Annotated in this window: 13 protein-coding genes; 7 read left to right on the top strand and 6 right to left on the bottom strand. The window is 64.3% G+C overall.

What is annotated here, in order from left to right; translation table 11 throughout:
• The first annotated feature begins 28 nt into the window (after window positions 1–28).
• Window positions 29–583, top strand: coding sequence for a DUF2589 domain-containing protein (locus QQL85_RS10795; protein WP_284353746.1), 555 nt, complete (start codon window positions 29–31; stop codon window positions 581–583).
• A gap of 19 nt (window positions 584–602) precedes the next feature.
• Here QQL85_RS10795 and QQL85_RS10790 read toward each other — a convergent pair whose 3' ends face one another.
• The 3 genes from QQL85_RS10790 to QQL85_RS10780 are packed head-to-tail and all read right to left on the bottom strand — an operon-like array spanning window position 603 to window position 6,719.
• Window positions 603–4,277, bottom strand: coding sequence for a translocation/assembly module TamB domain-containing protein (locus QQL85_RS10790; protein WP_284353747.1), 3,675 nt, complete (start codon window positions 4,275–4,277; stop codon window positions 603–605).
• Complete coding sequence (locus QQL85_RS10785; protein WP_284353748.1) at window positions 4,274–6,016, bottom strand: autotransporter assembly complex protein TamA; 1,743 nt, start codon at window positions 6,014–6,016, stop codon at window positions 4,274–4,276. Before QQL85_RS10785 ends, QQL85_RS10790 begins: the two co-directional genes overlap by 4 nt.
• 52 nt (window positions 6,017–6,068) lie before the next feature.
• Window positions 6,069–6,719, bottom strand: coding sequence for a GNAT family N-acetyltransferase (locus QQL85_RS10780; RefSeq protein WP_019097051.1), 651 nt, complete (start codon window positions 6,717–6,719; stop codon window positions 6,069–6,071).
• Window positions 6,720–6,881: 162 nt separating this feature from the next.
• On the opposite strand from QQL85_RS10780, the gene xthA reads away from it, so the two are divergent.
• Complete coding sequence (gene xthA / locus QQL85_RS10775; protein WP_284353749.1) at window positions 6,882–7,694, top strand: exodeoxyribonuclease III; 813 nt, start codon at window positions 6,882–6,884, stop codon at window positions 7,692–7,694.
• Window positions 7,695–7,840: 146 nt separating this feature from the next.
• Here the strand turns inward: xthA and QQL85_RS10770 are convergent, their stop codons facing one another.
• Together QQL85_RS10770 and QQL85_RS10765 are read right to left on the bottom strand one after the other, a co-directional pair.
• Window positions 7,841–8,593: an anti-sigma factor family protein gene (locus QQL85_RS10770; protein ID WP_284353750.1), complete on the bottom strand. Its 753-nt coding sequence runs from the start codon at window positions 8,591–8,593 to the stop codon at window positions 7,841–7,843.
• Window positions 8,590–9,111 (bottom strand): sigma-70 family RNA polymerase sigma factor, encoded by a 522-nt coding sequence (locus QQL85_RS10765; protein ID WP_284353751.1) that lies wholly within the window; start codon window positions 9,109–9,111, stop codon window positions 8,590–8,592. The genes QQL85_RS10770 and QQL85_RS10765 overlap by 4 nt, the downstream gene beginning before the upstream one ends.
• 124 nt (window positions 9,112–9,235) lie before the next feature.
• Here QQL85_RS10765 and QQL85_RS10760 point away from each other — a divergent pair, with 124 nt between their 5' ends.
• From QQL85_RS10760 to QQL85_RS10740, 5 genes are all read left to right on the top strand, one after another.
• Window positions 9,236–10,288 (top strand): catalase family peroxidase, encoded by a 1,053-nt coding sequence (locus QQL85_RS10760; protein WP_284353752.1) that lies wholly within the window; start codon window positions 9,236–9,238, stop codon window positions 10,286–10,288.
• Window positions 10,285–10,818, top strand: coding sequence for a cytochrome b (locus QQL85_RS10755; protein WP_284353753.1), 534 nt, complete (start codon window positions 10,285–10,287; stop codon window positions 10,816–10,818). Before QQL85_RS10760 ends, QQL85_RS10755 begins: the two co-directional genes overlap by 4 nt.
• Before the next feature lie 83 nt (window positions 10,819–10,901).
• Window positions 10,902–12,107, top strand: a complete 1,206-nt coding sequence (locus QQL85_RS10750) for an MFS transporter (protein ID WP_284353754.1) — start codon at window positions 10,902–10,904, stop codon at window positions 12,105–12,107.
• 81 nt (window positions 12,108–12,188) lie between these two features.
• Window positions 12,189–12,734, top strand: coding sequence for a cupin domain-containing protein (locus tag QQL85_RS10745; protein ID WP_016500000.1), 546 nt, complete (start codon window positions 12,189–12,191; stop codon window positions 12,732–12,734).
• A 2-nt stretch (window positions 12,735–12,736) separates the two neighbouring features.
• Window positions 12,737–13,036 (top strand): DUF7693 family protein, encoded by a 300-nt coding sequence (locus QQL85_RS10740; protein WP_284353755.1) that lies wholly within the window; start codon window positions 12,737–12,739, stop codon window positions 13,034–13,036.
• On the opposite strand, the gene QQL85_RS10735 is transcribed toward QQL85_RS10740, so the two are convergent.
• Window positions 13,009–13,623: a 2-hydroxychromene-2-carboxylate isomerase gene (locus QQL85_RS10735; RefSeq protein ID WP_284353756.1), complete on the bottom strand. Its 615-nt coding sequence runs from the start codon at window positions 13,621–13,623 to the stop codon at window positions 13,009–13,011. The two genes, QQL85_RS10740 and QQL85_RS10735, sit on opposite strands and share 28 nt — an antisense overlap.

Below are 13,623 nucleotides of genomic sequence, written 5' to 3'. Positions count from 1 at the left end.
GCACCACCTGGCTTGAGGAGTCGAATCGTTGCAAAAGCCCCCCGCCCCCATGACCTCCATCGACCTGCGCGAAATCACGCGTGGCCTGCAAGAAGCCGCCAGCGCCACCAACAGCTTGATTGCACAGCAGTACATCAACCTGTTCGACCAGTTTTTCGAATGCGACACCGAGGCGTTGGGCGCCCCCATGAAAGCCAAGATGGTCGAGGTGGCGATGGACGGCCAGCACATCATGCGCGTTCCTCTGTTTGCATTGGTGTCACCCAAGGGCCTGGCCCTGGAGCGTATGCAGGTCGACCTGTCGGTGCGGGTCAAAGGTACTGAAGCGCAACAGGCACTGCTGACGTCAAGTGAGAACAAGGCCGCCAGCTTCAAGGTCACGATCGGCGGCCAGGGCCGCCAGGGTGACAGCCGTGACCCTGACGAAGTACAGATACGCATGCAGTTCCAGGCCAGCGAACCACCCGAGGCACTGAACCGGCTGATCGAGGAATACACCAGCCTGATTGTCCCGGTACGTGCTCCCGCCCCGCCGCCCTCACCCGACACCAATGAGTTCATCGAGGCCGCCACCGTCCGTTGACGGCCGCCCCGCTCCCCCTTCAGAAATCGCGCTTGTAGAAAATGTCCAGAGAGCTGGCCAGCCCGCTGGCTGCTTCCAGGTACACCTTCTTGCTTAGCTTGTAACGCAACGCAATGGTGTTGGCAGGCTCAAACACGCCCACGCCGTAACGCAGGCTCAGCTTCTCGGTGAGATTGCCGCTGGCGACCACGCTGGTCGCGTTGCCCGAGCCCTCGGTGTCCAGCTGGAAATCGTCAATCCCAAGGCTCGAAGCCAGGCTGCCGGTAATGCCGGCGCTACCCGCCAGGCCCAAGCCCAAGGCCGCCTCGGCGAGCATGTTGTTGTCTTCGCCAGAAGTGCCCAATGGCCGCCCCAATACCAGGTATGACAGCGCCTGCTCCTGGCTCATGGCCGGTTCCGAGAACACTTTGGTGGTCGGCTGCTCGGCACTGCCGCTCAGGCGGATACCGGCAATCACATCGTCAACCGTGCGGATGGCTTCGATATCCAGGTACGGCTGGTCGATCGGGCCGGCGAACAGCAGCCGCGCACGGCGGATGGTCAAGCGCTGGCCGTAAGCGCGGTAGCGGCCGTCTGCCAGGCTCAGTTCGCCACGCGTGTCGAGGTTATCGCCGATGTGCACATGGCCAAGCAGGTTGGCGGTCAGGCCAAAGCCACTGAACGACAACTTGTCGCGCCCCACTTCGACGTCGATGTCCATGGCCATTGCCATGGGTGGTTTGCCTTCTTCCGTCTGGTGGCCGACGATGACCGTGTCATCCGACACTTTGACGGTGGACGGTGGCAGCTCGCGAACGGTGATCTTGCCCTTGGGCACCTGTACCTTGCCGGTAACCGCCAGCTTGTCGTCGATCAGGCGCAAGGTCAGGTCCGGAGCAACCTCCAGCGTGGCATAGGGCTCGACCGTGACCGGCAATTGCTGGCCCTGCAAGCGCACGTCCATGCCCAGCGCCTGGCCCCAGGTGAGGTTGCCGCTCAACTGGCCACGCCCTGCCTCACCACTGCGCCAGTTGCCGTTGAGCTGCACCTGCTCGCCGGCAATCAGCGCCTGCAATGACAAGTCCTGAAGGCTGGCCGGCAGCTCGGCGCCGCTGACTTCGCCACCACTGAGCATCAGGTTGCCGTTGACCTGCGGCGCCAGCAACGTACCAGAAAGCCGGCCACTGCCATTGAGCTGCCCGGCCAGGCGTTCGACCATCGGTACGAACGGACGGGCTACCGACAGGTCCAGCCCGGCCAGGCGGAAGTCACCGGACAGAGGCTTGTTCTTGCCCAGCGGGTCGAGCCGGGTGTTGACGCTCAGTTCGCCCAGGCGCTCACCACGGAAGGCCAGCCGGGTATCGATGCGCCGTGGGGCCAACGTGCTGTCCACACGCAGGGCCTGGTAAGGGAAATCGACCCAACGGCCTTTGTCCCGCACGCGCAAGGTGCCGCCACTGGCATCAATGACAATGCTGCCTTTAGGGCCACTGGCCGGGATATCCAGGTTGATATCGGCATTGAGCAGGCCTTGCCAGGCGAAGTCCTTTGGCAGCCATTGAGCCAAGCTGTCGAGCGGGAACTGCTTGAGGTGATAGCGCAGGCGCGGCTCAGGCGCCAGGCGCTGGTCGTCACCACACAGGCTGGCCTGGCCGGAGCGCCAGCAATGGGCGCCGAAATCCAGTTGGCCGCTCGCCAGGCGCTGCAGGCGTGCCGGTGCTTGCAACTGCCAGTCCTGGCCACCAGCCTGGATGCGCCCGCTGGCCAGGCGCCCACGCCAGTCGCCCTTGCTCAACTGGCCATCCACGCCAAGGTCGAGCTTGAGTTGCGGGCCATCCAGCGCCAGGGTCATGGCTTGCTGGCGAATGTCGCCTTTGCCATTGGCCTGCAGCGAACCCAATGCCGTATCACCCAAATGGATGCCAGTGGCCTTGAGCTCGATCACCCCGCGCTGGGCGTTGTCCAGGCGGGCATCCAGGTCCAGTTGTTGCAGCCGGTTTTCGGCCTGGGCCAGGCGCTGGCCCTGCAGGGTCAGCGTGCCTTGCGGGGCCTGCAAGGTGCCGGCGACATCCAGCCGACCCTTGACCTGGCCTTGCAGCCTTGGCCACAGCTGGCCCAGGCGCGGCAAGTCGAGGTCGACTCGCCCCGCCAGGCGCTGCTGCAAACTGCCACTGCCGTTGATGCGGTTGTCACCCAGCTGGATAGCCAGTGCGCCGAGCGTCCAGCTCTGCCCTGCCCCCTGCGCCTCGGCCTTGAGCACTGCCGGCTGGCCACGCAGACGGCCTTTCAGGTCAAGTTGGGCGTCAAGGGTGAGCGCCTCGCCTTTCAGCTCGCCTTTGCTGCGCAGCGGCCCTGCCAGCGTGCCCGGCAGTTCGGCCAGCCAATAGGCAGGGTCAAGCGCCGAAAGCTGCAAGTCGACATCCCAGGCCAGCGTGTCGGCAAAACGCACGGCGACACTGCCGGCGGCCTTGCCTTGGCCGGCGGTCAGCGCCAACTGTGGCAGCTTCACCTGACTCAGGTCACCTTCGAACGGGCTGGCCACGCTGAATGCCCCCGCTGGGCCGTCGAGGTCGCCCTTGAAGGTTCCCTGATAATTGCCATCGCGATAATGCACCTGGGTATTGAAGCGCTTGAGCGTAACCTGGGGCGGCGTCTCCAGTGGATACAGGCGCAACCACGCGAAGTCCTGCCAGTCCAGTTGCGCATCGGCGCTCAGGCCTTGCTGCCAGTTGGCCGTGGCTTGCAGCTTGACCCGTTGGCTGTCACTGGCGGTCAATTCCAGGGCATCGAGCCTGGCGCTTTTACTGTCGACCAGGCCGGACAAGGCCAAGGCGATCGGCGACTGTTCAGCCGGCAGGCTGGCCGTGCCCGACAACTGATAACCTTTGAGCAAGTCACCTTTGGCATCGAGCTTGAGCTGGTTCAACTGCAAAGTGTCAGGCAACGCGCCCGCCGGTTTGAACGCCTCGGAACGGACCTGCAAGGTCGCTGGCAGGTGCTCGGCCAACGCCTGCAACTGCCCGCTCAACGTGGCGTCGAGGTAACCGCTACTGGTGCCTGCGAGCTTCAGGGTCTTCTGCAAATCGCCGGTGGCGGTCAGCGCCAGCTGCCAGGGCTTGCCCTCTACTGCAGGTAACTGCAGCTGTGCCTGCAGTTGGAGCGGCCAATCACCCTCGGGCTGCAAGTCACCCTGCAGGGCCAGTTTCAGGTCATCACGCTGCAAGTGCAGGCTGTCGATGCGCATGCCGGTGCTGGTCCAGTGTGCCGCCAGTTGCAAGTCGCCCAGCAGGTCACTGCCATCCAACCGCAGCTGGCCGACCTTGACTTCACCCAGCTCGATGGCCAGCGGCAAGCGCAGCGCGGGCAACTGCAGCGGGCCACTGTCGGCCGGCTCGGCACTTGGAGCAAAGACCATGTCGATGCGTTGTGCCTGCAACTGGTCAATGCACAGGGTGGAACGCATCAGGCACACAGGCGACCAGGCCAGCAGCGGTGCCTGCACCTCTACGGTGCTGCCACCATCGGCCCAGCGCAGCCTGCTGGCCTGCCAACTGCCCACCAGCCGCCCCTGAAAATCGGTCACTTCAAGCCCAGGCACCTTGCCCAGTACCCAGCGGCTGCCCGCCTCGGTACCCAACAGCAGGCCAAGCGCCAAGCCCAGGCTCGCGACTACCCCAAGCAAGCCCAACAGAATGTATTTGGTTACACGTTTCAAAGCTCGGGCCCCATGGAAAAGTGCAGGCGAATGCCCCCTTCGTCATCCAGCGCCTTGGCCAGGTCCAGGCGCAGCGGCCCGACCGGCGACACCCAGCGCACACCAAAGCCAACCCCGGTCTTGAGGCTGGGCAGCTCCAGGTTGTTGAACGAGTTGCCTTGGTCGATGAACGTCGCAACCCGCCACTTCTCGGCCAGCGAATACTGGTATTCGACACTGCCGGCCACCAGGTAGCGCCCGCCAATACGGTCGCCGTCGCTGTTTTTCGGCGATAGGGTCTGGTAGTCGTAGCCACGCACGCTCTGGTCACCACCGGCGAAGAAGCGCAGCGACGGTGGAATGTTGTTCTTGAAGCCATTGGTCGCGCTGCCGCCAAACTGCACGCGACCGAGCAAGCGGTGGTTGTGGCCGAGCGTGGTCAGGCCCTTGAGCAGCACGTTGCCGTGCAACAGGTTGGTGTCGGAAACCAGCCCTTCCTTGGCCCCCTGTACATCGAACTGCAGGCGGTAGCCGTTATGCGGGTCAATACGGTTGTCACTGCGCAGGAAGGAATAGCTGATGCCAGGCATGAGCAAGTTGCTCAGCCCGGAGTCGTCACCCAGGCGATATTCCTCGCGCTGGTACTTGAGCGATATCACACGCTGCCAGCCACTGGGCAGCTTGCTGTGCCACTCGGGGCCCACCGTCAAAAGCTTGCTGAGGGTGTCGGTACCGGCAAGTTCCTCGTTCTGGTAGCCACCGGCGAAGCGCAGCTTGTCGGTCAGCGGCGGGTCGAGGGGGATGTCGTACCACAGGCCGACGTTCTGTCGAGGCGCCGACAGTTCGGTTTCCCAGCCGTAGCTGTGGCCCTGCGGATTAACCCAGTGGCGGGTCCAGTTGGCCTTGCCGCGCGGCCCGACGTCGGTCGAAAAGCCCAGCCCCAGGCCCATGGTGCGGGGTTTGCGGGTTTCCAGGCGCACGTCCACCGGGACTTCTTCGCCCACAGCGGCGGTGGGCGCTGCGTCCACGCGCACACCTTCGAAATAGCCGCTCGACTGCAAGTCATTGTTCAGTTCGGCGATCAGTTCAGAATCGTAGGGGGTGCCCGGTTTGAACGACACCATGCGGTGCAGCAGGTCGTCATCCAGTGGCGTGTCACCACCGAAGGTGACGGCACCCAGGCGATAACGCGGTCCGCTTTGGTAGACCAGTTCGATATCGGCCACGCCGGCCTGCGGGTCGACCGCCAGGCGCTGACGGGTAAAGCGGCCGCTGAAGAAGCCGTAGCGTGATGCCTGGTTCTGGATCAGGCGCTTGGCATCCTCGTAATGGCCATGGTTAAGTTGCTCACCTGCACGCAACGCCTTGCTGTCGGGAACGCGGAAGGCCTTCATTTCACTGGCCGGGCCTTCGATGCGCACCGTCACGTTACGCAGGCGAATCGGCTCGCCAGGGCCAATGCGGATGATCAGTTGTGGGGAATGGTCAGCGTCACTGGCGGGCTTGACCTCGGTATCGATTTGCGCCTGATAGTAGCCAAGTGCCTGCGCCGCTTTGCGCGCCTGCTCCTCTGCCCCGCGACTGAAGCGTAAAAGCGCTTCTTCATCGCGGTCACCCAAAGTGCCTATATAGCCTTCGACATTGGCCTTGAGCGCCTTGTTGGCCGGTTTTACCTTCACCAGCAACTCGCTCTGGCCCCATGCTGCGAAACTGGCGGCCCAGAAAACCAGGCCCCAGGTCAATCTTCCTGAATACGTCATGCGGCGAATGCTACCAGAGCCAGGCGCTCAAGGGAGCCGCCTGGCAGCCTGTTCAGGCAAAAGCGGAATTTGAAGAGACCGGATTCGGATGGAAGAACACCCTTTCCCGAATGGGTCCTACAGCCACCTCACCAATTTCCTCATAACCCTGACGCTGGTAAAAAGCCAGGTAGTGCTCATTGCCGGTGTCCAGCACCACACCCTGGGTGCCTGGGTCGTCCGCACACCAGTCGTGCACAGCTTGTAACAATTGCTCACCGTAATGCTTGCCCTGGAACTGCGGGTGTACGCCCAACAACGGCAGTACATGCACCTGGTCAGTGGGCAGGCAGGTAGCCAGCGCGGCCTGGTAGTCCATGTAGCGCCGCGTGCAGCGCGGGCCCGTACCCAGGATCATGCGCAGGCGCCAGGCCCAGCTGTCGGCCACACCCAGCCGGCGCAGCGGCGGCACGATCAGGGCCAGGGCGATCAGGCGATCCTCCACCAGCAGGCCGATGGCAGGCAACTGCAGATAGAAATGCTGGCGCACCCATTCGCGTACCATCACCCGCAGGCGCCGCTCATATCCTGGGCGCTGAGCCTCGAAAATATAGGCAAAGGTGGGTTCATGGCGGTAGGCGTTGTACAGCAGCGAACGCGCCTCGCGGCTGTAACCATCATCGAGCAGGCAGACACGGGCCGGGGCGGCGTTGGTATCGGGCATTGCGGGCAGACCTCCTGGAATGGGCGTACAGTGCCTTGGAGGGGTCCCTGCGCGCTTCGTTCACCCCCACCAGCACGTTAGCAGCAGGTTCGCTTGGCCGCCACGCTGGTGATGACGGGCGATGTCGGCTAGCATCGCGCCTTTTACCAGGATTGTCTTTCGATGAAGATCGTCTGTTTCAACATCAACGGCCTGCGGGCCCGCCCGCACCAGCTGGCGGCGCTGATCGAAAAGCACCAGCCGGACGTGATCGGCCTGCAGGAAACCAAGGTCAGCGACGATCAGTTCCCGCTGGCCGACGTGCAGGCACTGGGTTACCACGTGCACTACCACGGCCAGAAAGGCCACTACGGCGTGGCCCTGCTGTCGCGCCAGGCGCCGCTTAGCCTGCACAAAGGCTTTGCCACCGATGAAGAAGACGCCCAGCGCCGCTTTATCTGGGGCACCTTCGCCGATGCCGATGGCAGCCCGATCACCATCATGAACGGCTACTTCCCCCAGGGCGAAAGTCGCGACCACCCCACCAAGTTCCCGGCCAAGCAGCGCTTCTACAGCGACCTGCAGGCACTGCTGGAAGGCCAGTTCCGCAACGACCAGCCGCTGCTGGTGATGGGCGACATGAACATATCGCCGCAGGACTGCGACATCGGCATCGGCCCGGACAACGCCAAGCGCTGGCTGAAGACCGGCAAGTGCAGCTTCCTGCCGGAAGAGCGTGAGTGGATGGCGCGGTTGAAGGGCTGGGGCCTGGTCGACAGCTTCCGTCACCTTTACCCGGATGTCACCGACCGCTTCAGCTGGTTCGACTACCGCAGCCGTGGTTTCGAGGACGACCCCAAGCGTGGCCTGCGCATCGACCTGATCATGGCCTCGCAGCAGTTGGTACCACGGATCAAGGCAGCGGGCGTGGACTATGAACTGCGCGGGATGGAAAAGCCGTCGGACCATGCGCCGATCTGGCTGGAACTGAGCTGATCGTCAGGGGCGTTTAGCCTCATCAGCAGCCACCACCGCACCTGTGGGAGCGGGTTCACCCGCGAAGAAGCCAGCGCGGTGGATGGCACCGGCTTCGCCGGTGTTCGCGGCTAAAGCCGCTCCCACAGTGTTCCTGCAAACGCCTGCTATAACCCCAACCGCAACGCCTCCCCCACCCCCGCCCCGCGCACATCGTCCGCCGCGCTGACCAGGGCAAAGTTGTAAGCCCCATGTGACCAATACCGCGCCTCCAACTGGCCATCGACCCGCTGCCCGTCCGGCATGCGCCGATAAAGCTCGCCAGGTGAACGCAGGAACAGGCTGATGCGCTGCCCCTGGCCATCTTCAAACACCAGCAGCGCCGCCGGCCCTTGCTCGTTGCTGAGCAAGCGCGCGCCCACCGGTTTGAAGCCATAGCCCGCCAAATCCGGCAATCGACCCACGCGATTGAAGTGCCGCCCCAGCCAGTCGCGCAACTGCCCCGGGTCGCTGGCCTGGATATCCAGCGCCTGACTGTCGGCAAACAAGCGGTGCGCCTGGACGGCATCGGCCATGGGCAGTTCGACGCGCGCCAGGGTCGCATCGCGCACTTGCCAGCCGCCCAGCCCTCCCACACCCAATGCCAGCATCACCACCGCTGCCGCGGCCCAACGGCGTTGCCGACGCTGGCGCAATTGCCGGTGCAACTGCCCAAGGTCCAGCTGCGCCGCCCCGGGCATTTCACCAAACCCGGCCAGCGCCGTTCGCAGCCGACGGGCATCGGCGCGCCAGCCCTCTACCCGTGCCGCCGCCTGCGGGTTGGCCGCCAGCCAGGCCTGCACCTCGGCCCGGCGCACAGGCTCCAGGCGCTCATCGACATAAGCATGCAATTCATCTTCGCTGGGGATCAGGCGCGTCATTTCAGTCTCCGCAAGGCCGGGGGCTGGGGGGTGCCCTCGGTCAGTTCGCGCAAGGCATTGCGCGCGCGCGACAGGCGCGACATCACAGTGCCGATGGGGATGCCCAAGGCCTGGGCGGCCTCCTTGTAACTCAAGCCTTCGATGCTCACCAGCAGCAACAAGGCACGCTGCTCGGCCGTTAGCAGGGCAAACGCCTGAAGGTCAGCCTGTGCCAACGCGATGGCCTCCAGGTTGCCACCCACGGGCTCATCCTCGCGCTCGCCACGGCCAAACCAGGACAGCCAGCGAGCATGCAGCCGGTCGCGGCGTTTACCGTCGAGAAAAAGGCGATAGAGAATGGTAAACAGCCAGGCCCGCAACGCCTCGGCGTCGCGTTGCTGGTCGCGCCGGCTCAAGGCCCGCTCGACCGTGGCCTGCACCAGATCGTCGGCGCTGCCCGGCTCGCGGGTCAGCCACACGGCAAAGCGGCGCAGGCGGGCCAGCAGCTCGCGCCACTGGTGGTCGTCCAGATCGTGCATGGCAAAGTCCCGGCCTTTAAGGTTGTCAGTGTAAAAGGCAGACGCCCACCAGGAAATTCTATTCCCACCGATGGAATAAGTTTTTCCCTGCGCCGTCGTACCGGCACATTCACCCAACCGGACGATGACCATGAACTCATCCTTGCACGGCCCGGCCAAAGCGTTGCGCCTGGCCGCCATCGGCGCCGTGATGCTGGCCGCAGGCGCCGGCTTTGCTTATGCCGCCGGCTGGCTTGGCGAAAGCCGGCTGACGCCGCAGCGTATCATTGACACCTTCGAAGCCCAGGCCGGGCATTACCCGGGCTACCGCAAGAACCACGCAAAAGGCCTGTGCGTCAGTGGCTACTTCCAGGCCAGCGGGCAGGCCGCCAACCTGTCCACCGCGCGTGTATTCAGCCAGGCGCGCGTGCCGGTTATCGGCCGTTTCGCCATCGGCGGTGCCAACCCGTTTGCCCCGGATACCGGCATACCAGTACGCAGCCTGGCCATTCAGCTGAGCACCGACGACGGCCAAGTCTGGCGCACCGGCATGAACAACCCATCGGTGTTGGCGATCAGCACGCCGCAAGGGTTCTATGAACAAGTACTGGCAGGCGCACCCGATCCGGCCACCGGCAAACCGGACCCAACCAAGATGCAGGCGTTCTTCGCCGCCCACCCGGAAAGCGCGGCGTTTCGCCAATGGGCGGCCAGCTACAAGCCCAGCGACAGCTTCGCCAGCACGCAATACCACAGCATCAATGCCTTCAGCCTGATCGACGCCGCCGGGGTGGCCCACCCGGTGCGCTGGCAGCTCGAGCCACAAACCGCGTTTGCCGCGTTACCCGCCCAGGTAGATGACAAGCAGTTCCTGCAACACGACCTGCAGCAGCGACTGGCCCAAGGCCCACTGCGCTGGACACTGCGCCTGGTGCTGGCCGACCCGGGCGATGCAGTGGACGATCCTGCCCGCCCCTGGCCCGCCGAGCGGCGCAGCGTGGACGCCGGCACCCTGGTGCTGGAACAGGTCGACGCCCCGGAACAGGGGGCTTGCCGCGACCTCAACTTCGACCCGCTGATCCTGCCGCGCGGCATCGAAGCGTCAGGCGACCCGATCCTCGCCGCCCGTTCCGCCGCCTATTCGGAATCGTTCAATCGCCGCAGCCGCGAGTCACTCAGCACCGGAGCCCAGCCATGAAACCCGAAGCCTTCCACCCGTTCGCCCGCTTGTTGCACTGGTTGATGGCCGTGTTGATCCTGGCCATGTTATTCATCGGCGTAAGCATGGTCGCCGACCTGTCATTGCGCCACCCCGTGCTTGTCGGCCTGCACAAGGCCACCGGCCTGGCCCTGCTGGTACTGGTGGTGCTGCGCATCGCTGTACGCCTGGTCGTTCCCCATCCATCGCTGCCGCACGACCTTCCAACGCTGCAGCGCTGGGCCGCCGGGGCCTCGCACCTGCTGCTCTATGGCCTGATGCTGGCCATGCCGCTGCTGGGCTGGGCCATGCTGTCGGCCGGCGACTACCCTCGCCCACTGGGCTTGCCCGCCATCGCACCGCACAACCTGCAGCTGTATGCCGTGCTGCGCGAGGCCCATGGCTGGGCCGGCTACTTGCTGTTCGCCACGGTGCTGGTGCATGTGGCTGCGGCCTTGATGCACGCGTGGGTGCGCCGCGACGGCGTGTTGCGTAGCATGTGGCCTGGCCCCCTGCGTCGCAGCGAATGATCTGAAGCTGCCCAGGGGTTCGACAAGCAATAATGATTCTTAATAAGATCGGCTTTTACTTGCCGCACTACCCTGGACTGCCCATGAACGTCGCAAAGGATCCTGCAACCCTTCTACCTGCCAGCACGCTGGACTTACGCCCACTGCTGCTGGCCAACATGGCCTGTACCATGTCGATGATGGCCTTCGTCGCCCTGATCGGCCCGATTGCCCGCCAACTCGGCATGGCCACCTGGCAGGCCGGCGCCGCCGTAACGGTGGCCGGCGTGGTCTGGGTGTTGCTGGCCCGGCCCTGGGGCCGTGCTGCAGACCGCCTGGGCCGCCGGCGCATTCTGCTGCTGGGCACTGCCGGCTTCACCCTGGCCTACTGGCTGCTGTGCCTGTTCATCGAAGGTGCACTGCGCTTCATGCCAGGGGCGACCCTGGCCTTCTTCGGCCTGATGGTCGCGCGCGGCTGCATCGGCGCCTTCTATGCCGCCATCCCGGTGGGCGGCAACGCACTGATCGCCGACCATGTCGAACCGCAACGGCGCGCGCGGGCCATGGCCTCGCTAGGGGCTGCCAACGCCGTCGGCCTGGTGGTCGGGCCGGCGCTGGCAGCGCTACTGGCACGGCATAGCCTTAGCCTGCCATTTCATATCATGTCGCTGCTGCCGGCCACCGCCTTCCTTGTGCTGCTTTTCACCCTCAAGCCGCAGGCTCTGCCCCACAGCCATGCTCCCAGCCCGGTGCGACTAAGCGACCCGCGCCTGCGCCGGCCCTTGCTGGTGGCATTCAGTGCCATGCTCAGTGTCACCGTGTCGCAGATCGTCGTCGGTTTCTTCGCCCTCGACCGTCTGCACCTGGGCCCCGCAGAAGCTGCCCAGGCCGCTGGCATCGCGCTGACGACCGTAGGCGTGGCACTGATGCTGTCGCAGATACTGCTGCGCAAGCTGGAATGGCCGCCGCTGAAAATGATCCGGGTAGGCGCCACGGTTTCGGCCATAGGCTTCGCCTGCGGCTCGCTCGCGGCTACCGCACCTTGGCTATGGGCTTGCTACTTCGTCGCGGCAGCCGGCATGGGTTTTGTCTTCCCGTCGTTCTCAGCGCTGGCGGCCAATGCCATGCAGGCTTCTGAACAAGGCGCTACAGCCGGCTCCATTGGCGCGGCACAAGGCATGGGCGCCGTGATCGGGCCGCTGGCTGGTACCTTGGTGTATGCCCTCGATCCGCGCTTGCCATTCCTGGCCGTGGCCGCGCTGTTGTTGCTGGTCGGGCTGTGGCCGATGCCGCGTGATCAGCGGCTTTGACAAGCACAGCGCGCAAGCGCGCAGAGTGTGTTTTAATGCGCATCGCTCATTATTATTGACACCTCTGATTACAAGGCGGCTATGGACACGGGGACGCGACTCAAACTGGTGCGTGAACGCAACAACCTCTCCCAACGGGAACTGGCCCGTCGCAGCGGGCTGACCAATTCGACGATCTCGCAGATCGAGCAGAATCGCGTCAGCCCTTCGGTCAGTTCCCTGAAAAAACTGCTCGAAGGCATCCCGATGAGCCTGGCGGAGTTTTTCAGCTTCGACGAGCCGGTGCGCGAGGAGCGCTTTGTATTCCGTGGCGGCGAACAGCCAGACCTGGGCCGCAACGGCCTGCGCATGCTGCTGGTCGGTGCCAGTGTCGAAGGCCGGCAGATGCGTATGCTGCGTGAGCTGTATGCGCCCGGCGCCGACTCGGGCGAGCCAATCGTGCACGCCGAGGGCGAAGAATGTGGCCTGGTCACCCGGGGTACCGTGGAGCTGTGGGTAGACGGCCAGGTCAGCGTGCTGAGTTCGGGCGATGGGTACTACATCCCCACCACCCTGCCGCACAGCTTCAAGAACATAGGCCCGGACGAGGCCGAAATCATCAGCGCCAACACACCGGCGAATTTCTGACCTTGACGGAACGGGCTTCGCTGAACACGCGCGACATTTATCAATGCCTGCGCAGCGCAGCCTTGGGCGTGCATGTACTTGAAGTGGGTGCACGCCACGCTGATAGCCTGGTCGATGTGAGCATTCAAGGTTGGCGATTGACGTTGGCCCTGGATGCCGAAGGCCTTGCACATTGCGCTCACTGCCAGGCCCCGGACGGCCAGCAAGCCGGGCTCGAAGATTGGCAGCGCTACGGCACCAACCCGGTCGACCTGCTCAGCCTGTGGGAACGCACTCAGCTGGAAAAGCTGCTAGCCCCTTGACTCAACGCCTCCTCGACAAAATCCAGTCGGTCCTGCCCAAAGAACATCGTTTCACCCACAAAACAGGTCGGCGCACCAAACACGCCACGCACCACTGCCGCCTCGGTCGCGTGCTTGAGCGCCGCCTTCACTTCACTGTCAGCCGTCAGTGCATGAAACGCCTGCGGATCGAAGCCTGCCTGGGTCAATGCTTCATCCAGAACGGCGCTGTCGCCAAGGTTGCGGCGCTGCGCCCACAGCCCATTGAACAGCGCCGACAGCAATGACTCGAACCGCTCCGGTGAATGCAACTGGATGCCCATCACGCCGCGCATCAAGCTCAGCGTATTGATCGGGAACCCCGGCGGCATGCCGAACGGCACGCCATAACGTGCTGCAAAGCGCGCCAGGTCGGTGAACAGGTAGCGGCCCTTGGCCGGGATCATGGCCGGCGAAGCATTGCCAGTCGCCTGGAAAACCCCTCCCAGCAGCATTGGCCGGTAGCGCAGAGTCGCACCCTGGCGAGCACACAGGCCCGGCAGTTGTGTCCAGGCCAGGTAGCTGGCCGGGCTGCCCAGGTCAAAATAGAAATCGACAGTCTTGTGCAT

Source organism: Pseudomonas putida, from assembly GCF_030159595.1.
Classification (GTDB): domain Bacteria; phylum Pseudomonadota; class Gammaproteobacteria; order Pseudomonadales; family Pseudomonadaceae; genus Aquipseudomonas; species Aquipseudomonas putida_AC.
This window is presented reverse-complemented; position numbering and strand designations above follow the sequence as displayed.

Coding starts and splice junctions, on each gene's coding strand:
- QQL85_RS10755 (WP_284353753.1), top strand. CDS start 10,285: ATGAAACCCGAAGCCTTCCACCCGTTCGCCCGCTTGTTGCACTGGTTG.
- QQL85_RS10745 (WP_016500000.1), top strand. CDS start 12,189: ATGGACACGGGGACGCGACTCAAACTGGTGCGTGAACGCAACAACCTC.
- QQL85_RS10735 (WP_284353756.1), bottom strand. CDS start 13,623: ATGCACAAGACTGTCGATTTCTATTTTGACCTGGGCAGCCCGGCCAGC.
- QQL85_RS10760 (WP_284353752.1), top strand. CDS start 9,236: ATGACCATGAACTCATCCTTGCACGGCCCGGCCAAAGCGTTGCGCCTG.
- xthA (WP_284353749.1), top strand. CDS start 6,882: ATGAAGATCGTCTGTTTCAACATCAACGGCCTGCGGGCCCGCCCGCAC.
- QQL85_RS10785 (WP_284353748.1), bottom strand. CDS start 6,016: ATGACGTATTCAGGAAGATTGACCTGGGGCCTGGTTTTCTGGGCCGCC.
- QQL85_RS10750 (WP_284353754.1), top strand. CDS start 10,902: ATGAACGTCGCAAAGGATCCTGCAACCCTTCTACCTGCCAGCACGCTG.
- QQL85_RS10765 (WP_284353751.1), bottom strand. CDS start 9,111: ATGCACGATCTGGACGACCACCAGTGGCGCGAGCTGCTGGCCCGCCTG.
- QQL85_RS10770 (WP_284353750.1), bottom strand. CDS start 8,593: ATGACGCGCCTGATCCCCAGCGAAGATGAATTGCATGCTTATGTCGAT.
- QQL85_RS10780 (WP_019097051.1), bottom strand. CDS start 6,719: ATGCCCGATACCAACGCCGCCCCGGCCCGTGTCTGCCTGCTCGATGAT.